Annotated in this window: 19 protein-coding genes; 4 read left to right on the top strand and 15 right to left on the bottom strand. The window is 58.3% G+C overall.

The window, feature by feature from the left end:
- Positions 1–190: 190 nt before the first annotated feature.
- From ACIOVB_RS07360 to galE, 6 genes are all read right to left on the bottom strand, one after another.
- On the bottom strand, positions 191–2,269 hold the full coding sequence (locus ACIOVB_RS07360) for a YjbH domain-containing protein (RefSeq protein ID WP_187677560.1): 2,079 nt from the start codon (positions 2,267–2,269) through the stop codon (positions 191–193).
- Positions 2,266–3,027: a capsule biosynthesis GfcC family protein gene (locus ACIOVB_RS07355; protein ID WP_401266238.1), complete on the bottom strand. Its 762-nt coding sequence runs from the start codon at positions 3,025–3,027 to the stop codon at positions 2,266–2,268. Before ACIOVB_RS07355 ends, ACIOVB_RS07360 begins: the two co-directional genes overlap by 4 nt.
- A complete protein-coding gene (locus tag ACIOVB_RS07350) occupies positions 3,024–3,689 on the bottom strand; it encodes a YjbF family lipoprotein (protein WP_401266236.1) in 666 nt (221 codons plus the stop codon). The genes ACIOVB_RS07355 and ACIOVB_RS07350 overlap by 4 nt, the downstream gene beginning before the upstream one ends.
- A gap of 11 nt (positions 3,690–3,700) precedes the next feature.
- Entirely contained in the window at positions 3,701–4,762 is a 1,062-nt protein-coding gene (locus ACIOVB_RS07345) for a polysaccharide biosynthesis/export family protein (RefSeq protein ID WP_401266234.1), read from the bottom strand.
- A gap of 142 nt (positions 4,763–4,904) precedes the next feature.
- On the bottom strand, positions 4,905–5,141 hold the full coding sequence (locus ACIOVB_RS07340; protein WP_016775457.1) for a hypothetical protein: 237 nt from the start codon (positions 5,139–5,141) through the stop codon (positions 4,905–4,907).
- A 231-nt stretch (positions 5,142–5,372) separates the two neighbouring features.
- The gene (gene galE / locus ACIOVB_RS07335; RefSeq protein WP_401266232.1) at positions 5,373–6,389 is read right to left on the bottom strand and encodes a UDP-glucose 4-epimerase GalE; all 1,017 of its coding nucleotides are present in this window, start codon (positions 6,387–6,389) and stop codon (positions 5,373–5,375) included.
- Between the two features lie 391 nt (positions 6,390–6,780).
- Here galE and galU point away from each other — a divergent pair, with 391 nt between their 5' ends.
- Both galU and ACIOVB_RS07325 read left to right on the top strand, forming a co-directional pair.
- Entirely contained in the window at positions 6,781–7,614 is an 834-nt protein-coding gene (gene galU / locus ACIOVB_RS07330; RefSeq protein ID WP_187677555.1) for a UTP--glucose-1-phosphate uridylyltransferase GalU, read from the top strand.
- A gap of 47 nt (positions 7,615–7,661) precedes the next feature.
- Positions 7,662–8,066, top strand: a complete 405-nt coding sequence (locus tag ACIOVB_RS07325; protein ID WP_401266229.1) for a mannose-1-phosphate guanylyltransferase — start codon at positions 7,662–7,664, stop codon at positions 8,064–8,066.
- Positions 8,067–8,107: 41 nt separating this feature from the next.
- Here ACIOVB_RS07325 and ACIOVB_RS07320 read toward each other — a convergent pair whose 3' ends face one another.
- The 8 genes from ACIOVB_RS07320 to ACIOVB_RS07285 form a co-directional block, all read right to left on the bottom strand.
- The gene (locus ACIOVB_RS07320; protein WP_401266226.1) at positions 8,108–9,244 is read right to left on the bottom strand and encodes an SGNH/GDSL hydrolase family protein; all 1,137 of its coding nucleotides are present in this window, start codon (positions 9,242–9,244) and stop codon (positions 8,108–8,110) included.
- Between the two features lie 117 nt (positions 9,245–9,361).
- Positions 9,362–10,399, bottom strand: a complete 1,038-nt coding sequence (locus ACIOVB_RS07315; protein ID WP_401266224.1) for an acyltransferase family protein — start codon at positions 10,397–10,399, stop codon at positions 9,362–9,364.
- A 12-nt stretch (positions 10,400–10,411) separates the two neighbouring features.
- Positions 10,412–11,515 (bottom strand): hypothetical protein, encoded by a 1,104-nt coding sequence (locus ACIOVB_RS07310; protein ID WP_187677551.1) that lies wholly within the window; start codon positions 11,513–11,515, stop codon positions 10,412–10,414.
- Positions 11,506–12,738, bottom strand: a complete 1,233-nt coding sequence (locus tag ACIOVB_RS07305; RefSeq protein ID WP_401266221.1) for a polysaccharide biosynthesis C-terminal domain-containing protein — start codon at positions 12,736–12,738, stop codon at positions 11,506–11,508. Before ACIOVB_RS07305 ends, ACIOVB_RS07310 begins: the two co-directional genes overlap by 10 nt.
- Positions 12,735–13,847, bottom strand: a complete 1,113-nt coding sequence (locus ACIOVB_RS07300) for a polysaccharide pyruvyl transferase family protein (RefSeq protein WP_401266219.1) — start codon at positions 13,845–13,847, stop codon at positions 12,735–12,737. Before ACIOVB_RS07300 ends, ACIOVB_RS07305 begins: the two co-directional genes overlap by 4 nt.
- Positions 13,848–13,862: 15 nt before the next feature.
- Positions 13,863–14,945, bottom strand: a complete 1,083-nt coding sequence (locus tag ACIOVB_RS07295; protein ID WP_187677548.1) for a glycosyltransferase — start codon at positions 14,943–14,945, stop codon at positions 13,863–13,865.
- Between the two features lie 38 nt (positions 14,946–14,983).
- The gene (locus ACIOVB_RS07290) at positions 14,984–17,212 is read right to left on the bottom strand and encodes a polysaccharide biosynthesis tyrosine autokinase (RefSeq protein ID WP_401266215.1); all 2,229 of its coding nucleotides are present in this window, start codon (positions 17,210–17,212) and stop codon (positions 14,984–14,986) included.
- A gap of 39 nt (positions 17,213–17,251) precedes the next feature.
- Complete coding sequence (locus tag ACIOVB_RS07285) at positions 17,252–17,692, bottom strand: low molecular weight protein-tyrosine-phosphatase (RefSeq protein WP_187677546.1); 441 nt, start codon at positions 17,690–17,692, stop codon at positions 17,252–17,254.
- Between the two features lie 289 nt (positions 17,693–17,981).
- Here ACIOVB_RS07285 and ACIOVB_RS07280 point away from each other — a divergent pair, with 289 nt between their 5' ends.
- On the top strand, positions 17,982–18,944 hold the full coding sequence (locus tag ACIOVB_RS07280; RefSeq protein ID WP_401266212.1) for a glycosyl hydrolase family 5: 963 nt from the start codon (positions 17,982–17,984) through the stop codon (positions 18,942–18,944).
- A 202-nt stretch (positions 18,945–19,146) separates the two neighbouring features.
- Entirely contained in the window at positions 19,147–20,073 is a 927-nt protein-coding gene (tal, locus tag ACIOVB_RS07275) for a transaldolase (RefSeq protein ID WP_201237474.1), read from the top strand.
- Positions 20,074–20,272: 199 nt separating this feature from the next.
- Here tal and ACIOVB_RS07270 read toward each other — a convergent pair.
- Positions 20,273–20,651, bottom strand: a 379-nt coding sequence (locus tag ACIOVB_RS07270) for an anti-anti-sigma factor (RefSeq protein WP_401266209.1), incomplete at its 5' end; no start/stop codon positions are given.

The following is a 20,651-nucleotide window of genomic DNA, read 5'->3' as shown; positions in this document are numbered from 1 at the left end:
ACGCTATCGCGAGCAGGCTCGCTCCCACAGGGGATCGCGTGTTGGCCAGGATCTGGGGTTCGTCACATGACCCATGTAGGAGCTGCGGCACGCTGCGATCTTTTGATCTTCAAGGATCAGGATCAAAAGATCGCAGCGTGCCGCAGCGCCTACAGAGATAGCACTGGGTTGAGCGTCGATCGATCAGCCGTTACTCGGTGATCTTCTCGAAGTTGCGGTAGAACATGTCGTCATCGCGGCTATCGGTCATCGAGTGCAGTTGGTAACCGCGATTGAGCCGCGCACCACCGTCACGGGTCAGTGGCGCCCACACCAGGTTGGCGCGGCGCATGGTCGACATGCTCATCATCTCGTCGAACGGGATCGACAGATAGAGACCTTTGTCGAAGCTACCTTCCCCGTACTCGGCACTGCTGGCTGTGGTGATGGTGGCCCAGGCGCCGAAGCGCACGCCGTTGGAGAACTCGCGGGAAATATCCAGCGTGCCGCCCCAGTCACCGGCCAGATACCGGCCGACGCTAATGGCCGCGAGCGTGTCGTAAGGCAAATCCGTGTAGCCAGTGATGTGCCCGGTGACCACAGAGTAATCACGCAGACCAAAGCCCTGATCAAACTCACGCTGACGCACGTAATTCAGATCCGCGCCCACCGACCAGCGCTCACCGGTCGGACGAAACAGCACCTCGCCCCCTACCCCGGCAAACATCGACTCCAGATAACCGCCATAAACCATGCCGTACCAGTCTTTATCCAGTTGCTCGGTATGGCTGAGCTGGAACATCGGCATGGTCACCTCGGATTCGGTCAGGTACTGACGCAAATCCGTACGCACGCGCGGCAAGCCGCTGGGTGCATCGTAGGTGAACTTGTCGAAGTTGTTGATCAGGTTGGCGCTGAGCAAGCCGCTCCACCAGGTGTTGCGGTTGAAGCGATATTCGGCGTCCGCGTCGGCACTCAATTGATAGAGAAAGCCATCCGGGCCGCCGACGTTCTGTTTGAAGCCCAGGCCGACGCCATAACTGAAGTGCTGCGGCGCTTCGGTGTAGAGGGTTTTCTCGTTGTGCGGCATCGCCGGATTGATCTCGGTGGTGCGGTGCAGCGACAGCAGCGGTTCCTCGTTGTTGATCACTTCGCGGAAGGTCTGACGCGGCACGCTGGTTTCTTCCAGTGGCAAGTCGTAGCGCTTGTTGACCATGGTGAACCAGTTAATGTCGTCGTTGACGCTGTTATCCAGAATCCGGCTCGCACGGCCGACAGCTTTGGACGAATGGAAGTAACGCTGCTGCTCGCCATACACGATCAACTCGGAATCACGCTGGGTGATGCGCTCGACCTTGTAGCCGGCGTTCTGCTGCAAACGCTGGGAGACGTTGGCCCAGTCGACCTGCTCCATCGACGTGGTCGGCATCTTCGCCGGCAACGGTTCGGGGGTTGGGTCGTAGGTCTTGGCGGGTGCCTTGCGGGTGGCGAAATTGGTGTGGAACGTGATGCCGAACATCGCCGTATTGCCGCGCTCCCACGCTGCGCTGACATCGACGGAGTCCGCCACTTTGAACACCGCGCCGAAGTTGATCGGCGAGTCCTGGTTGATGATGTTGTCCTTCGGCTCGTGCTTGTAGTCGTTGCCTTCGTATTCGAGTTTCAGGCTGAGCCGATCCCAGGGCGTCTGGTAACTCACGCCACCGAAAAACGAAGGCTTGCCGCGAAAGTACGAACCCGAGTTGACGTCACCGGTGCCTTCGAGGGCGGGCCGGGTATCGAAGCGATCGCTGGCATAGCCCAACGGGTTGTCGATGTCGCCGCGATTGCCCAGATAACCCCAGGCAATGCCGGCGCTGAAATCAAAATTGTCGAAGCGCTTGTTGGCGACAAAGAATTCACTGGAGAACAAACCCGTACCACCGATATCTCGGAAGCCCAGGGCTACATCGGGCAGCCAGTGGCTCTCCTGCCACAGCCGGACTTTGGCGTCGACCGCCTTATCCTTATAGCTTTGGCTGCCGCTGAGGGCCTCGGAGCCGTACGGCCGGTTGGTGATCGCGGTGTAACGAAAGGAACCTTCGAGCCAGTCCAGCGGTTGCAGCGACACGCTGTAGCGGCTGTAAGGCTCGGTGCGGTTGGCGTTGACGCTCAGTTCGCCGGCCGGCGCCATGCGTGCGGTCGGTGTCTGCAACAGGCCGGTGCCACCGAAGTCATTTTGAGTGATGCGCGGCTCGGCATACGCCAGACCACACGGCAATAACAACACAGCTGCAAAACGTAAATTCAACGAACCACCTCGGCCAGCTGCGTGGCAATCAATTCGGCCAACTGCTGATTCAGCTCAGGGACAGGCGGATCAAGATCATCATTTTTTACCGGCACCAGAATCTTGCTGCCGGCTACGGGGAAGTGCCCGCTCTCGCGATTCCAGTGTGCGATGCCGACGCGCCGAACCACGCCATTGGGCTGGATCAGCCACAGGTAATCGGCCTCGGCATCGTCCAGCGGCGTGCAGCCTTCAAGGTATTCACGCGCTTCAAGCAGCGGCTGATAAGGCAAATGGCAGGTCTCGGCGACAGCACCGAGTACTTCGACCTCATCGACGCGTTTGGGGTAGATCAGGCGATCGCCATCGTCGAGACGAATGTTGCGCGCGAAACCGACTTCCACCGCGACCGGATCGAGATCGGCAACCTGCCGCCCCGTCACCTGCATCTGCCGCACTTGCTCGGTCAAACGCAGTGCCAGCGCTGCACGGCTCGGTTTGTCGAAGAGCAACGCCATGCGCTGCAACACGTCCAGATCGAACAGCACGCCAGCCTTGAGCCGCGCCTGTTCTTCCAGCAATGACTGCCGCAACAAAACACCCGCCAGCCAATAACCTTCGGCATTCGGTACAGCCTCGTTGATCACGTCGAGCAGGCGCCCGCCCGCCGGTAGCTTGACCGGCCCGGGGTTGGCGACGTCACCGCTGACGGTGACTGCGGCCTGGCTGACGCTGGTGAGCAACAGCAAACACGCCGATAGTGTTCTGAAGCGCTTCACGGGACATGCCTGCGCGCGGGCGTCAGTTGCACGATCTTCACGCGCAACTGCGACGTCAGCTGTTGCTCGCTCTGCACAATGAAACCGTCGACGGGATCGACCCAATATCGATTGGTCGCACTCAGGCCAATGGCCGGGGCGTCAATCTGCTCATCGACACGCAGCACGCTGTAGTCCTTGTTGAGAATGGTCAGGGTGTCCATGGACTTGCGGGAGAAGCGACTGTTGACGATCACCCCGACTTCCTGGCCCTTGTAGAGATCGATCCAGCGCCGAGTGGTGTAACCATCGGCGACTTGATGCAGGCCTTGCTTGAACGGTGAGTTATCCGCCAGACGCGTGCCGTCCAGATCACCTTCCAGGCCCAGACCGATACTGCGCACGGCGAGGCCATCACGCAGCAGCAACACTTGTTTGCCGGAGGCGACCCAGAACTGCAGGTCTTCACGCTCGCGCACCAGCGCCAACACCCCGGAGCCGGACGGCGTGGTCAGTTTGATTTGCGGATAGTTGACCTCGGCCACCTGGGCCGCGGTCACGTCCACCTCGTCCGGCCCGATCACCGCCGACTTGAGGTTGTTCAACGAAGCGCTCATCAGCGGGTTGCAGCCACACAACAACAGGGCCGCACTCAGGCAGACGCCAACTTTCAACGTGTTCACAGTCGGCGGCCTTATTTGCTGTTGTTACTGTATTCGCTCCAGTTCTTCGCAGCGGAAGCCCCGGTCCCGACAATCGACGCCGACGGCACCAATTGGCTGATGAAGCGGTTCCAGCGCGTCACGTTGGCAGGCCCGACGTAGACCACGTCCTGGGGACGGACTTCGAAGTGCGTGGCGAGGGCCATGGCGGTCGGCGATTCGGCGTTCAACTGGTAGATCTTCGCCGGCTCGACGTCGAGGTTTTCCACGCCACGGATGACGTACACCGCGTTGCCGTTGGAGGTGGTCTGGCTCAAGCCGCCGACCGAGCCGAGCACATCCGACAGGTTCATGGTGGCGGTCTTGAAGCTCAATGCGCGCGGCTGGTTGACCTCGCCCATGACGTAAATGCGCTTGTTGTCGTTGTACGGCAGATACAGCTGGTCGCCCCCCTTGAGGTAGACGCCCTGCAACTCGGAATCCTGCTGATTGAGCGAGTCGAGATTCAGCGGATAAACCCGGCCGTTGCGCGTCAGCGTCAGGCCCGACAAGTCAGCATTGTTGGTATCGATACCGGCGGAACCGAGGGCTTCGACCACGCTCAGCGGATTGGTCGAAATCGCTTGCGGGCCGCCCTTGGCCACCGCGCCGGTGACCACGACTTTCTGACTGGCGAAACGCAGCACCGCGACATCCACCTGCGGTTCGGCGATGAACGCCGACAGCCGTTGTTCGATGTCAGCGCGCAGTTGCTGGATGGTCCGGCCGGCGGCCTGGACCTCCTTGATGAACGGGTAATACAGCGTGCCGTCGGAGCGCACCAGTCGACCGTTGGCATCGATCTGTTGTTGCGCGCCGGACGGGGCTGTCAGCTCAGGGTGATCCCAGACCGTGATGTACAAGACATCATTGTTGCCGATGCGGTACTCGGCCGGGGTCGCCAACAGCTCCGCCGGCACTGGCTCACGCTTGTACGTGGCGCGGGTGGTGGAAATCAGCTTGGGGGTGATCGGGATCAGCTCGACCCGGCTGCTTTCACTGGCCCCTTGGCGGGTGATGTCACTGGTACTCAGGTATTGGCCCGGGGAAAACATGCAACCTTGTAAAGCGAAACTTGCCAACATCAAAAGAGAAAAACTACGAGTCATAATGGCACTACGCTATTCAAGGGCGAATCTAAAAAGAAGTCACCCGACTTGCGTCGGGCGACCCTGTACTGCACTAACAAAACTTCTGTTAGTTATGCGTGCCGGTTGTACCGGTGGTACCTGTGGTGCCGGTGGTACCGCCGTTGGCACTGCCACCGCTGTTGGACGCCGCTACTGCACTGGCAACCATTGCAGTACTGGCTGCAGGCGCTTGAGAAGCCGCCACACTGCCACCTACATTGGTCACCGCCGTCAGCGGTGCTTCAGCTGCGGCAGCCCAGTTGCTCAACATCGTCAACAGGGCAACTGCCATCACTTTTTTCATATCAACTCCTTTCTAACATTCAATCTGTTAAAAACCGACTGGTGTTAGAGGTGGTAGAGTTCAAGTCCGCGAAAAATGCGAACAAGATCCGTTGTTCTTTCACAGTCTTACCCAACTGATAAAAGTCGAACGGCAGGTTTATATCTACGGACTTGCAAAAGGCATTTCCAGCGTATTTTCCCGACGATATCTAACACCTGACCGAAACTAACATTTCGCATCAAAACGACATCAGCCGAGATAACCCTTGGGATGGTTCGATTGCCAGCGCCAAGTATCGGTGACCATGTCCTGCAAACTACGCGTGGCTTTCCAGCCCAACTCTTGCTCTGCTTTGGAAGCGTCAGCCCAACTCTCGGCAATATCCCCCGAACGACGCGGCATCATTCGATACGGCACGGGCTGCCCGCAAGCCTGCTCGAAGGCGCGCAGTACTTGCAATACGCTGTAGCCATCGCCGGTGCCGAGGTTCCAGGTGTGAATGCCGGTGCGGTCAGTGATCGACTGCAAAGCCTTGAGGTGGCCGTCCGCCAGATCCACAACGTGGATGTAGTCACGCACGCCGGTGCCGTCGACGGTCGGGTAATCGTTGCCGAAGATCGACAGTTCTTGCAGGCTGCCCACCGCGACCTGGCTGATATAAGGCACCAGATTATTGGGGATGCCGTTCGGGTCTTCGCCCATCTGACCGCTGTGATGCGCGCCGATCGGGTTGAAGTACCGCAGCAAGGCGATGCTCCAGCGCGGCTCCGACTGGCTCAGGTCGCGCAGGACGTTTTCGACAATCAGTTTGGATTGGCCGTAGGGATTGGTCGGATTGCCGGTCGGGAAATCCTCGCGGATCGGCATTTGCTCAGGCTCGCCATACACCGTCGCCGAGGAGCTGAACACCAGCCGGAACACCCCCGCCGCTGCCATCGCCTGACACAGCGTGATGCTGCCGCTGACGTTGGTTTCGTAGTAGGCCAGCGGCTTGCGCACACTCTCGCCGACGGCTTTGAGCCCGGCGAAATGCAGCACCGCTCCAATGGCATGCTCCTGGAAAATCCGGTCGAGCAGCGCCCGGTCACAGACATCACCGCGAATCATCAGCGCACTCTTGCCACAGATGGCTTCCACCGCATGCAATGCCGCGTCGCTGCTGTTGCAGAGATTATCCAGCACGACAACTTCATAACCTGCTTCAAGCAAAGCAAGTGTGGTGTGCGAGCCGATATAGCCGGCGCCACCGGTTACCAGAATGTTCATAGCGCGGGTCCGTAATTGGATAAGTGCCAAGTAGCGTGTCAAGCCTCTTGTTGTGGAGATGTGTCGCAATCCACACAAACAAGGCGACAACAACCGAAAACAAAACTAGTTCAATGACTGGCAATATTTATTTTTGCAGGTCACACTGTATTGCCCGGTACTTATTAGCACTGCAAGTGCACTCATCACTATCAACAGATACCGACTAAAAATAACTAATAACGCTCTAACCGACATCGCATAACATTGTCGTGTTTTACCGCCTCCGCTATTTGCCATTAACAACCTGACTCAGGTATTAAAGCATTCGTTCAATAACTATTGAAACTTGCACTCCTTCGTTAGTGCATGCACCCGTTGGCTGTGTTCCATGACTGTCCAGGATACTTTTATGATTCGTAAATGTTTGTTCCCCGCTGCCGGCTACGGCACGCGTTTCTTGCCGGCCACCAAAGCAATGCCGAAAGAGATGCTGCCGATCGTCAACAAACCGTTGATCGAGTACGCCGTTGAAGAAGCTCGGGACGCCGGCCTGCAACACATGGCAATCGTCACAGGCCGGGGCAAGCGTGCGCTGGAAGACCATTTCGACATCAGCTATGAACTGGAACACCAGATTCGCGGCACCGAGAAAGAGAAGTTTCTCGCCGGCACCCGTGAGCTGATCGACACCTGCACGTTCTCCTACACCCGTCAGGTAGAAATGAAAGGCCTGGGCCACGCCATTCTCAGCGGTCGCCCATTGATCGGCGACGAACCCTTCGCCGTAGTACTGGCCGACGACCTGTGCCTGAACCTGGAAGGCGACGGTGTCCTCGCGCAGATGATCCAGCTGTACAAGAAATTCCGCTGCTCGATCGTCGCCATCCAGGAAGTCCCGGCTGATCAAACGCACAAGTACGGTGTGATCGCTGGCGAGCTGATTTCCGACGGCATCTACCGGGTCAACAACATGGTGGAAAAACCGGCGCCACAGGACGCCCCGTCGAACCTTGCGATCATCGGCCGCTACATCCTGACCCCGGACATTTTCGACCTGATCGCCGATACCCAGCCGGGCAAGGGCGGCGAAATCCAGATCACCGACGCGCTGATGAAACAGGCGCAGAACGGTTGCGTGCTGGCCTACAAGTTCAAGGGCCTGCGCTTCGACTGCGGCGATGCCGAGGGTTATCTGCAAGCGACCAACTTCTGCTACGAAAACGTGTACCTCAAGGGCCGCTGAGACGGCTCCGACACTCGACGCCCACTCTTCACTTCAGGCAGGTCACCATGAACATTGCACAACATTCCGTAGAGATTGAACGCGAGGTGGGCAACCTCGGGGTGGTGAGTTGGCTGTCACGCCATCAGCCGTTGCCCAGCGCCAACGAGTCCTGGCTGGGCACCATCCTGTTGGTGGAGCGCATCGGCATGTTTCCATCGTCCGGCGATATTCGCCGGACGATGGCCGATCCCTATCCCCTGCTCGCCCATCTGAAAATGCTTTACGGCGAACAGGCGCTGGAAATCGACGACCGCGATGGCCTGAAAGTGATTTTTAGCGACTGGCGCTTTCGCGTGCGCATTTGCTGTAACGACCCGGCGATCATCATCAACGTGGAAACCCGTTGTGATACGCGGTTGATGCCGCAGAAGCTCACGGAATTGCTCGATCAGGTCGAGGCCTTCGAATAGTTGACGCGGCCTGATCGTTCCCACGCTCTGCGTGGGAACGATCAACGGGTAGGTGTTTCGCTGCAATTGCCTGTGTGGCCACCCACGATCCAGCCATAGAAATAATCGGCAATCACCTTTCCGCCTGTGGCCGGCACCGGATGAATCTTGTCCGGACCAATCATCTCGGCAGCATAGCGTTTGACGTCGGGGCCAAAGGCGCATTGCAGGTTGGCGTAACCCAGATGCTGCTCGTGTGCCCAAGGCTGCAGAACCTGCGCATACGCCGACATCGGATACGCACTGGAGCGCGTGGTGTCCTGCCGCATGATCAGGTTGATGCTCGCCTTCGGCTGGATCTCGCGGATCATCCCCACCAGCCCCTGAACGTTCTGCAGATACGCCTCGGGTTTCACCCCGAAACCCTGATCGTTGCCACCGAGCATGATCAGGTAAACGTCGGCGGGAATCTTCGACACGGCGGCTTTCCACTGCGTCTGCCAGTGCGGATCCTTGTGATAAAAGTCAGCAGATGCCGCGCCGGACGCCGCGAGTTTCGACACCCGCACACCGTTCTGATCATTGCTCATCCACACGCCGAACAGCGTCGGCGCACCTTTCACCACTTCCAGTTTGAACGCCCAATCCGCCGCTGTCGGCGTGCCCGGCAATGGCACTTCCTGAACGCCGGAACCGGCCAGCGTCAACGGCTTCCAGTCTTCCGATGGCGTCCAGCGATAGCGCAGTTCACTGGACTCGCCATTGCCCAGATAGAGCAATTTCGCCTGAGTGACCGCCGTGCTGATCCTGGGTGTCGGGTTGGCATCGATCTGCAACCAGGCGCCGGGACGCCCCGTCACCGTGCGGCTGTCGGGGCTGGCCTGGCCGAGGCTGGACACATCCCAGCCACCACCAAAGTACTTTTCGCTGCTGCGGGTGTATTTGAAATGGGTGCCGCCCAGTGCCGCGCCATGGTTGAAGCCGACGTAACCGGGGCCGGCAAAACCCACCTCGCCGGCCACACGCTGCACCAGTTTGTTCAGATAGAAATCCTGCCCGGCGCTGTAGCTGTCGCCGATTACCGAGACGGACAAAACCTTGCCGGCCTTGCCTTCGCGCCACTGGGCAAAGCGCTCGCGCGCATCGCCCACCTCAACCACCGCGGCCGCAACTGGCCGGGTGTCATCAACTACCAACATGCAAAATTTCCTTTAGTCCGTAGTGGCCCCTTCGCGAGCAGGCTTGCTCCCACAGTGATCGTGTGTAGACACAGATCCAGTGTGGGAGCGAGCCTGCTCGCGAAGCTTTTAGCATTCTCAGGCCTGCACCACCGGAGTGATGGTCGCCGGCGGTTTTTTACTCGCCGCACGCTCCCCCAAAAACAGCACGGACGTAAAGTTGAACCGACTGAAAATCATCGACAACACCACCGGCCCGAGCAAACCGCACGCCACACCACCGAACACCAGCAGGCTCTCATCCTTCACGCCCAGGCGCCCCAGTACAAACCGCGACGTGGCCGCGAACAAGACATGGAACAGGAAAATCGCATAGGAATAACCGCCCAGCCAGGTCAGCCACTTCGAGCGCATGTCACTGGACAGCAGCGCGAAGCAGGACACGCAGCCCACGGTCAGACCGATCAGACTGCGGCGATCAACAATCAACTCGCGATCCACCGCCGCCACATACAACAGCGTCAGCGAGATCAACACAAACACCAACGGGCCGATCACCTTGAACGTCTGCTTCAACTGGCTGACGTTTTCCTGGCCAATCATCCCCGCCACGAAAAACGGCAGCAGGTAGATTGCGCCGTTGATGCCGAACGCGTCGAACTTGAACGGCGGCAGCAGAAATACCACGGCGGCAAACGCGAACAGCAGATACAAGCGGGTCGCCGAGCGCAGCAGACCGCGCCACTCCAACAGGCCGACGAACATGAAAATGATGAACACCGCCTGCAAGAACCAGAAGTGATTGATCGGCACCCAGAACGACAACAACGCATCCATCACGCCGACATCCTTGTTCACCCCCGGCCCTACAGCTTGCAACACCGAGAACGGCACGCCCACGCAAAACAGCGGCACGATCAACCGCCGCACCTTGCCGGAAAAGAACGTCGAAAAGTCATTACCGCGGATTTTGTAGATGGAATAGATGTAGCCGGAAATGAAGGTGAACAGCGGCATGCGCACGTACACCATCGAGTCGGCGAGCACCCGGAACGGCGAGCCCAGATCAATCTTCAAACCACCGCCCAACGGGCCGATGACGTGATAGAGCACCAGCAGCAGGCACGCCAGGCCACGCAGGGTTTCGATCTCCAGGGACTTTTTCTTGCTCGACATAAAGCACCTGCCTCAATTCAGAATTCTTGATTCAACCTGCACCGGTTTGTTCGCGCGCAGCATCAATCCCAGGCCGACAAACAGCACCGGCACCACCATCGAGAAGTGCCGGGCGAAAGAGCCGAAGTCCGGCTCGAACAAGCCTTGCACCAGCAAAAACGCCAGCGGAATCGCGATCAGTTCCTTGGGTTTGGTCTGGATCGGCGCGCCTTTGTAATCGGTCGAGGTGATGACTTTGAACAGCAACAGCGCGGTCATGATCATCAACGCCACAAAGATCACCTGGCCCGGCCCCGATAGCAGAATCAGCTCCACCGGGAACGACAGCCGGAAGAAGATGATCATCGAGTCCAGCGCTTGCGAGACGAAGTCACTGCCGCTGAGCCAGGACACGATCAACGACTTCGAGCCCTCCTCCCCCGCCGTGCGCAACTCGTTGTTGCTGGCGCGAATCGACGACACCGGAAACCCGAGCGCCACCTGGATCGCCATGGCCACCGCCAGGTAAAACAGGAACAGCATCAGGAAGAAGGTGAAACGCGACACGTACTTCTTCATCACGCAGACGCCGACCCAGGACAGCGAAAACAGAATCCAGTACGGCCGGATCAGTACGCCGTAGATCACCGCCGAGAGGAAAAATCCGCCGCGATATTTGCGTGTCAACGAGCTGAGCAAAATGCTCAACACCGCCACCGACACAATGATTTCCTTGGTCAGGTTTTCCAGGAAAAACGAGCGCACGATGCCCCACAGACACAGGGTGCCGAAGATCGCCAGCGGCATGCGCCGGAACACCACCACCGGAATCGCCGTGAGGAAAAAGTTGCAGAACATGCCGTAGGCCCAGGCATTGGTCAGGTTGATCCCGGTGGGCCGCAGCAGGAATGCCGAGCACTCGTAGGACGAGCGATCCGGCGAGAACGGGTTCCAGAAATTGCAGTTGTCGGCGCGGGCGTAAGACGACCACAACGTCATGGCATCCGGGCCGGGATCACGGGGAATCAGCAGTGGCATGGCCACCGACAGAAACAACCCGGTGAAGAGGATCAGGAACGAGACGTACGAATCAAGTTTCTTGCCACGAAACTCGATGCACGGCAGCTTCAGGCCCATGACACGGCAGCCTTTTTCGTGCCGGTCACGCGGGTCAACAGAGCAATCACGCCGAGTTGCACAATGATCGCGAAGACGTTGCCCCAGGCCGCGCCATAGATCGAATAGTGCTTGATCAGCACGTAACTGACCGGCACCGAAACCAGCAAGCAGATCGCCGCACTGGCGAGTGATACCCGACTGTTTTTCGAAGCGATCAACCCGCCCCAGACGATGTCGCCAATCGCACGCAGGGCGAAGGAGAAAATCAGCACGGCAAGCAGCGCGTTATCCGGACGCGGCACGCTGGTGGCGACATAATCGAGCACGATGTTGAAGAACAGATAAATCGCCACCGCCACGGCAGCGGAGACCACCAGCGAACGTGCAACCCACTTGTTCACGAACAGTTGCTTGACCGTGAACGCCTGTTGATCCGCCTGAAAACGCTTGGCCAGCACCGGAATCCCGACCACCGCCACCACCGCGTAAGACAACGCCTGCAAGGTGTTGGCTGCCGACCACGCATACACGTATTTACCGAGGCTGGCGTAGGGTTCAAGGTCGATGATCAGAAAGCGCTCGGCGTACTGACTCAACGCTATCAACCCGGTGCCGAGATAGAACGGCAACCCGGCCTTCCACACGGCGCCCGTAGCCAGCGTCCCGGCTTCTCGCCCGTGATGAACTCTCACCACAATCAAGTAACCCGCGATGATCACCAGCACGTTGGCGGCGACCCACAGCCACAACACACTGGCGACGCCCGACACCCAGCCGAGCATCATCCCGCCCACGGCCAACAACGCCCACAGGCCGGTCTTGATGAAAAACAGCAACGCACCCGCCGTGGCTTTCTGTGCGGAAAACACGAACGAGTTGATTTCGAACGACAGGTGCTCGGTGAGCAACACCAGCGTCACACAAGCGATCAGCGCGATCGGCGCATCAACCTGCTGGAACAGTGAATAAATCCCCACGGTCACCAGCGACAACACCAGCCCCACCGCCAGGTACAGCAGCAGAACCTTGTCGACAACCCGGCGCGAACTGCCGCCAACACTGATCAACCGATTGATCTCGGAACTGAAACCGACGCTGTAGAACTTCGACGCGATCAACGACGCCGCGACCACCACGCCGTAAAAACCCAGGGCCTCATAACCGAGGAAATGGGTGATGGCCAGCACCAGCAAAAACTTCGCGCCCAACGCACCGCCGCGAAGCAGTAGCCGAAATATCATCGAACGATCCCTTTGATGATGTCGTCCATGGCCACGGTTTTCGCCTCGATCTCGCGGCAGGTATCGGTCAGGCGCTTGCCGAAATTCGACAGTGCATTCGGTGCGTAAACCGTGTTGATGATGGTGTCGACATCGATGTCGCCGCCGTTGATGACCCAGTCCTCGACACCCATGTCCTGATAGGCGCCAAAGCCTTTGCGCTCGTAGCTGATGTGGTACGCCGGCACGCCGGAGAGCAAGGACTCGATGGCCCCGTGCAGGCGCACGGAGATCACCAGGTCCGGTTGATATTTAGCAATGGTGGCCTTCAACGACAGCAGGTCTTCGGTGATGCCCAGTTCGCGATAGAACGCACCGTCATCGTTGCCACGCACAGCGCTTTGTACGGCGCAGACGACTTTGCTTTTGTTCTTCAGGCGCTGCAGCAGCAACTTCAGGTTGGCAACGTAGGCGACTTTCTTTTCCTTGCTCCACTCTGGCGGCTTGCGCAGCACCACACAGACCGTTGCCGGCGATGAGGCGCAGCGGGTGAACTTGGGTTGCAGAAGGATTTTGCTCGCCAATGACTGCACCGCCAGATCCGGCGCGCGGTAGACGTTTTCACAGGCATCGAAGATCGCCGAAGAGCGATTGTCGCGCACGAACACCGCATCGGCGCTGGCGTAATGCTCGACGATCTTGCTGCTCTCGCCGTGGAACGGGCCGATGCTCTGCGGCAGGTACACCGAAGGCACTTTGCTGAGGATCGCGGTTTCCAGTTGCTTGGCGTGGCCCAGTTTCAGTTTGATGTGTTCAAAAGCGCTTTTCGAGCGCATGTAGCCGCCACCGACGCCGACGATCAGATCGGTTTTCTTCAACAGATCGGCAAGCCCCGCGTAGGACTGATTGAGAAACACGGCTTGCTTGACCCGGCCCAAACCTTTGGCCGCCATCACCGGCGCGTCAAAACGCGGGTGCGGCAAATAGCTGAAGGACTCGGGATCGGACGCCACGACGCTGATCGCGGTGTCCTCACCAAAGTTGCGCTGCACCAGGGCAATGGCCAGATCGACGAGCAGGCCGTCACCGGAGTTGGACGCACTGTAGCCATGCAAAATCGTTACGTTCATAAGCTTGAGTTCTACTTAATAAGAGGGAGCGCGATACAGATCGTAGGTCTGGCGAATCATCAACGCAGCGCTGAAACGCTCGCGGACGATGCTGCGACCTTCGTTGCCGAGGTCGAGTAACCGTGGCTTCTGGATTTTCGAAAGCACGTCGGCGAGTGCCTGATGGTCACCTGAGGGAAAGACGTAACCGGACACTTCGTCAGTGACCAACTCGGGTAACGACGTGCAATTGCTGGCAATCACCGGCAGCCCCATGGCCATGCCTTCCAGCGGCACCATGGCAAAGCCTTCCCAACGGCTCGGGACGATCAGCGCATCGGCTTTTTGATACAGCGCGTGCACTTCGCTCGGCGTAACCCACGGCAAGTATTCAACCGAGTCCATGGGTGGGCACTCGACCGCATCCTCGTTGACAGCGCTACCCACCACCGTCAGTTTCAGATCGTTGCGCTGCACCTTGGCGTAAGCCTTGAGCAACACGTCGAAGCCTTTCTGGTAGTCGAGACGGCCAACAAACAGCAGGTGAATAGGCTCGGGATTGTGGGTTTTCGCCGCATCGTCGCGGTGATGAATGCCGTTGTAGATCAGCTTCATGCGCTTGCGATCAATGCCAAACCGTGCGGCTTTATCCAGTTCGTACTGGCTGACGCAAATGATCACGTCGGTGACCTTCTGCAACACGCGCTCGATCCACGCATAGACTTTCTGCTTGGTCGGCGAGCTTTCCATCAGGAACGAAAAGGCGTGTGGGCAGTAGACGATTTTCGGCTTGCGCCACGGTCGCAACAGCACACACACGCAACGACCGATTACCCCGGAAAAGGTGCTGTGCAAATGCACCACGTCCGGTTTCTCCTTGAGCATCACCTGGGCCAGACGCCAGGCGAAACGTAGCAGCGACGGCACATTGCGCCCGGTACGGGCGAAAGTACGTATCTGCTGCGGTGCGATGCCGTGCAGTTCTTTTTCCTGATCCTGCGGGACCAGATAGACCAGCTGATAGTTGGCAGCGTCGTCTTCGGGGGACGTTGAAATCGTGCGGATCACCGTCGCGACGCCACCTTTTATCGTTTCAGCCACGTGCAGTATTTTCTTCACAATTCACCCACTTCAAAAGTAAGGACAACCGCTGAAACTCAGGACTTGTCGGACGCGTATTCGTAGTTGTAATAGCCGTAGCCGCCGTTGCCGTAATAGCTGGACGCGCGCTTCTCGACGCCGTTGAATACCGCGCCTTTGAGCTCGATGCCGTTCTGGGCAAAGCGGCGAATGGTCAACTCGATCTCTTTGGCCGGGTTCACCCCGAAGCGCGTGACGATCAGGCTGATGCCCGCATCACGGCCGACAATCGCCGCGTCGGTCACGGCCAGCAGCGGCGGTGTATCGATGATCACCACGTCGTACATGTCGCTGAGTTGCGCCAGCAGCTCGCGAAAATTGGCGTGCATCAACAGCTCGGAAGGATTGGGCGGTACCTGGCCACGACTGATGAAGTGCAGGTCGGCGCCTTCGATTTTATTGATCGCCTGTTCGACGCTGCAGCGTTTGACCAGTAGGTCCGACAGACCATTTTCGATCGGTACGTTCAGGGTCTTGTGCAGATGCCCTTTGCGCATGTCGGCATCGATCAGCACCACACGCTGGCCGCTCTGCGCCATGACGGCGGCAAGGTTGGAGGACACGAAGGTCTTGCCGACCTGCGGGCTCGGCCCGGAAATCATGATGCGGTTGTTGGTCGAGTCCAGGCCGGCGAAGTGCAGACAGGTGCGCAGGCTGCGGATCGATTCGATGGACAGATCCGTCGGGTTGCGCAATGCCAACAGGTACGCCGGTTTGTCGGCGCCGTCGCGAGCGCGACCTTTTTTCCCGTCCTCTTCCTGTTGCAGTGCGCTATAGGGAATCGACGCATAGACCGGCAGGCCGAGTTGCTCGATGGCCTCTGGCCCTTCCAGACCACGGCTCAGGGATTTGCGCAGCAGCACCAGCGCCACGCCGAGGAAGGCGCCGAGGAACGTGGCGATGAGCACGATCAAAGGTTTTTTCGGTTTGACCGGACTGGTCAGGTCGACATCCGCCGCATCCACCAAACGTACGTTGCCGACAGCGCCAGCCCGGACGATGTCCAGCTCTTGGGATTTGTTCAACAGTTGCGTGTAGATCTGCGAGGCAACTTCAACATCGCGGGTCAGATTGAGCAATTCCTGTTGCGTGGCCGGCAAGTCCTGAACCTTGCCTTCCAGTGACTTCTGTAGTTGGGTCAATTCACCGATCTGGCTCATCAACGCGCGATAGGCCGGATGCTGTTTGGTGAACTTGCGATCCATCTCCGCCTGCTGCATTTTCAGCTCGGAAATTCGCGTTTCGAGCGCCACGGACTGACCGAGCACCGATTGGGTTTCCAGGGAGATGTTCACGGTTTTGCCGTGAGTCTGGTAGGCGTTGAGCGCATCGCTGGCCTTGGCCAGATCGCGTTTGACCTGCGGTAACTGGCTTTGCAGAAAAGCCAGGCTTTGTGCCGCTTCAGCTGAGGTGCGTCGCACGTTCTGTTCAACGTAGAGTGCAGCAATCTTGTTGAGGATCTTCACCGCCTCGGGCGCATCGGAGCTGGCCAGCGCCAGACGAATAATTCCCGACTCTTTGCCCTGTTCAGTGATATCCAACGCATCCTGGTAGCTCTGGATGGTCACGATCCGTGGATTACGCACCACTTCGAAACGCGTGCCGGGGTTGGCCGATAGCTGCGCGATCAAGCCTTCAACGCCGTCTTGAGCGAAGGCTTCGCCGGTGACGCCGTCGACCAGCAAATTGTCGTTCTCATCGAACAACTGAAAGTGATTTTGCTCACCGGCGATCAGCGTAAGCTTCTTGCCCAACAGCTCTTTCGGCAGGTTGAGCCGGGCGATGTCCACACGCTCACCGCCCCACGCGTAGCTATTGAAGCCGAAACGCGGCGGCGCGACGCTTAACTCGGTTTCGCCGCGATAACGGCGGGCGAGAAAACCGCCAATAACCGGGAACCGGTTGGGAGTGACATCAATATCCAGACGCAGGTCATCGACGGTTTTGCCGATCACTGCGCGGGACTTGATGATGCCGATTTCGGTCACCGACGGCGATTGCCCACCGAGCATGCTGTTGAGGTCGGAAAACCCGAGCATGTCGTTCTTTTTCGGTTCGACCTGCACCAGCGCGTTCGCCAGGTACACGGGCGTGGCCAACACTGCATAGGCAACACCGGCGGCCATGAAGGCGCCGGTGAACGCGCCGATCAACCACTTCTGGTCAATCAAACTGCCGAATATGCCGAGCAGATCAATACTGTCTTGATCGTTATCACGGCTGGCGATTACTGACGGTAACTGCATAAGTCTGTTCTTACCATTCACTGATCTGAAGAATATTCATCAACGTGCGAGACGTTGTGCCCATGAGCTGACAGCATCTTCAATCAATGCATGGGCATGAATAAAAGCGGCCTTGCCTTGACGATAGGGATCTTGTATTTCGCGCTCGCTCTGCCACTTGCCGAGCAAAAACACTTTGCCTCTCGCGTGAGAGGCAATTTTCAATACTTGATTTACGTGTTGTTTTTCCATGACCAGAATCAGGTCTGATTCATTGACGATGTCGGCTGTCAGTTGCCGCGCCTGAAACCCCTGGGCACTGTGCCCGTGATCCTCCAGCACCTGCCGCGCCGAGGCTTCAACGCCTTCGCCGACACGTGCGGCGAGGCCTGCGGAGGTCACCGAGATCGTTGAAGGCGCCAGCGCGTTACGCAGCAGAAGTTCTGCTGTCGGACTTCGGCATATATTGCCCACGCAGACGACAAGGATCTTTTTGAACAAGGTTTACTTTCCTGTGTAATATCAAACTGCCAACATCTAGAGCGAACTTTAATGAACCCACTAGATCTTCATGCACTCAGAAATAGATTCGCCCTGTTACTACAGCGTATTAAGTACCACAGGCCCAAAAGCGCCCCAACCAGAATTACCGGACTAAAAATAACTGTGATTTTCGGATAATGACTTCCTGACAATTAATAACATTCGCGCACTAAGCGTCGTTGTTAGTTTCGTAACTCATGTAACAAGATAACTATTCGCCGTTGTCATTCCCATCGGGAGAACCGACATGAAATCAGCCCATCTCAAACGGCTCAGCGCTTCAGTGTTACTGGCGCTCAGTGCCGCGACGCAGGTTCACGCCAGTGAACTGTTCCCCAACCTCCCCGCCAGAACCATCGGTGTTCAGGTGAAGATCCAGAACTTCACCGCCGAAGATGCCGCACACATCAAAGAAGCAGGATTCAGCTTTGTGCGCTTCGGCGTGTGGAGCGATAGCCTGAGCGCCAAGGCCTATCAGAAGCAGGTGAGTGATGCCTTTGCAACGGCCAAATCCGCTGGCCTGCCAGTTTTGCTGACCGTGCGCGCCATCAAGCCGCTGACCTCGGCGTCAGGCAATAGCGCTGAACTGGCAACGGCTGGCGAATCCTTCGCCAACGTGCTGACCGGTCTGGAGACAACCTACAGCGCTCAATTGGCGGCGATTGAAATCTGGAATGAGCCGGACCTTGAAACCTATTGGCCGACTCGTAATTTCGACACGACGTTCGTGCCGTTCATGAGCGCGGTGTGCAAGTCGCTGCAGGACAAACCGCAATCGACGCCACGGGTCGGCTACGGTTTCGCCCGGCCACCGACGGCAGGCTCTGCCTCAACCGTGGCGCTGAGCCGCATCGTCAGTGAATACCCGAAATGCCTGAACGCGATCTCCTATCACCCCTACGGCATGACCGCCACGCAGATCAGCAATGCGCAGGCCTTCATCCAGCAGAACTTCCACCTGCCCGGCGTCATCAGTGAATGGGGCATCTCGGCGCTCACCTCCAACGGTGGCAATGACGGACAAGCCAACAAAATCAGCGCATTCATCGTCGATGTAAAAAGACTCAACATCCCGCTGACATCGATATACGAATGGAAGAACAGTGACTCGGGCAGTAACGATCGCGAGAAAAACTTCGGCCTGCTGACCTCGGGCGGGCAACCGAAACCGGCAAAAATGGCCGCCGCCACTCAATTGAACGCGCAGTAGGCCATGCGCGACTGATCTGTACGCAGGTCAGTTGCGTTGAACCTGTGAGCGGTTTTGGCATCGTATTCATCGATACCGCGCCCTACCTTTCAAACAATCGTTTTCAGGTTGTTGCCGCATGGGCCGTCGATACACGCACCCGCCCTTGAGTGGCTGTCAGCGCTCGGGTAATGTCGTCAAACCCACAGGACAGAGCACACACATGACTTCCAAGCTGGAACAACTCAAACAAATGACCACCGTGGTTGCCGACACCGGCGACTTCGAAGCGATTGCCCGGGTCAAGCCGGTCGACGCCACCACCAACCCTTCCCTGCTGCTCAAGGCAGCGGCCATTCCTGCTTACGCCGAGCTGCTGAATGCCTGCGTCAGCGACTGCAAGGGCGATGTGGGCCTGGCCAGCGACCGTTTTGGCGTCGCGGTGGGTCAGGAAATCCTCAAAGTGATTCCAGGCCGTATCTCCACTGAAGTGGATGCGCGCCTGTCGTTCGATAAAGACGCCGTGCTGAAACGCGCGCACCGTCTGATCGAGTTGTATGACAAGGCCGGCATTGGCCGCGACCGCGTACTGATCAAGATCGCCTCGACCTGGGAAGGTATCCGCGCGGCCGAAGTGCTGGAGAAGGAAGGCATTCAGACCAACCTGACCCTGCTGTTCTCCTTCGCACAAGCTGCTGCGTGCGCCGATGCTGGCGTGTTCCTGATCTCGCCGTTCGTGGGCCGCATCTACGACTGGTACAAAAAGGCCAACGGCAACGACTACACCGGTGCCGATGATCCGGGCGTGCAGTCGGTTACGCGCATCTACAACTACTACAAGGCCAATGACTACAAGACCGTGGTGATGGGTGCGAGCTTCCGTAACCTGAACCAGATTGAACAACTGGCCGGCTGCGACCGCCTGACCATCAGCCCGGACCTGATCGACAAGCTGGCGGCAGACACCGGCAAGCTGGAGCGCAAACTGGCGCCGGGTCATGCCGGTGAAGCGCGTCTGAGCCTGAACGAAGCGCAGTTCCGCTGGTTGTCCAACGAAGACGCGATGGCCACCGAGAAACTGGCTGAAGGCATCCGTCAGTTTGCCCGTGATCAGGAAAAGCTTGAGGCATTGCTGCAAGCCAAGCTGTGATCTGAGTCGCTGGAATGCAAAAAGGGCGAACCTTGATAGGTTCGCCCTTTTTTGTGGCTGCTGGGAAATTCTTGGTGATCTTGCGGCCGCTTTCGCGAGCAGGCTCGCTCCCACAGGGGGATGTGTGATCGACGCCGCATCAGTGTGGGAGCGAGCCTGCTCGCGAAGAGGCCGGCCCAGACAACATCACTTCAGAGGATCAGTGCCGCTCGAGGGCATTCACCAGATCATGGAAGGCTTCACGATTGGAATCGTTCAACCCCATGAGGATCTTGTGCGCTTCCAGCACCTTGATCCGCACAACCTCTTCCGACTGATCCTGATCCGGCAGGTCGTCCAGGCACTCCGGGCATGGCACTGGGTGGTTGACGATGTTGAACACCTGCTCGAAACCCATCGATTGCAGCAGACGGGTGATGTCATCGTGGGTGGTGACGACGGTCGGCAGCAGGCCGACCTTCTGCCGCGACAGGATCGACAATTTGGCCAACAGGCCCAATGTGGTGCTGTCGATGCTGCGGGTTTCGGTCACTGCGGGCACGAGCGCGGTGAAGTGCTGCGCGGGGACGCGGGTGGCG

It is taken from the genome of Pseudomonas sp. NPDC087639 (assembly GCF_044743385.1).
Taxonomy (GTDB): Bacteria; Pseudomonadota; Gammaproteobacteria; order Pseudomonadales; family Pseudomonadaceae; genus Aquipseudomonas.
The sequence above is the reverse complement of the archived record's forward strand: the minus strand, read 5'-3'. Positions and strand labels throughout refer to the sequence as shown.

Coding starts and splice junctions, on each gene's coding strand:
- ACIOVB_RS07345 (WP_401266234.1), bottom strand. CDS start 4,762: ATGTTTTCCCCGGGCCAATACCTGAGTACCAGTGACATCACCCGCCAA.
- ACIOVB_RS07340 (WP_016775457.1), bottom strand. CDS start 5,141: ATGAAAAAAGTGATGGCAGTTGCCCTGTTGACGATGTTGAGCAACTGG.
- galE (WP_401266232.1), bottom strand. CDS start 6,389: ATGAACATTCTGGTAACCGGTGGCGCCGGCTATATCGGCTCGCACACC.
- galU (WP_187677555.1), top strand. CDS start 6,781: ATGATTCGTAAATGTTTGTTCCCCGCTGCCGGCTACGGCACGCGTTTC.
- ACIOVB_RS07325 (WP_401266229.1), top strand. CDS start 7,662: ATGAACATTGCACAACATTCCGTAGAGATTGAACGCGAGGTGGGCAAC.
- ACIOVB_RS07320 (WP_401266226.1), bottom strand. CDS start 9,244: ATGTTGGTAGTTGATGACACCCGGCCAGTTGCGGCCGCGGTGGTTGAG.
- ACIOVB_RS07315 (WP_401266224.1), bottom strand. CDS start 10,399: ATGTCGAGCAAGAAAAAGTCCCTGGAGATCGAAACCCTGCGTGGCCTG.
- ACIOVB_RS07310 (WP_187677551.1), bottom strand. CDS start 11,515: ATGGGCCTGAAGCTGCCGTGCATCGAGTTTCGTGGCAAGAAACTTGAT.
- ACIOVB_RS07305 (WP_401266221.1), bottom strand. CDS start 12,738: ATGATATTTCGGCTACTGCTTCGCGGCGGTGCGTTGGGCGCGAAGTTT.
- ACIOVB_RS07300 (WP_401266219.1), bottom strand. CDS start 13,847: ATGAACGTAACGATTTTGCATGGCTACAGTGCGTCCAACTCCGGTGAC.
- ACIOVB_RS07290 (WP_401266215.1), bottom strand. CDS start 17,212: ATGCAGTTACCGTCAGTAATCGCCAGCCGTGATAACGATCAAGACAGT.
- ACIOVB_RS07280 (WP_401266212.1), top strand. CDS start 17,982: ATGAAATCAGCCCATCTCAAACGGCTCAGCGCTTCAGTGTTACTGGCG.
- tal (WP_201237474.1), top strand. CDS start 19,147: ATGACTTCCAAGCTGGAACAACTCAAACAAATGACCACCGTGGTTGCC.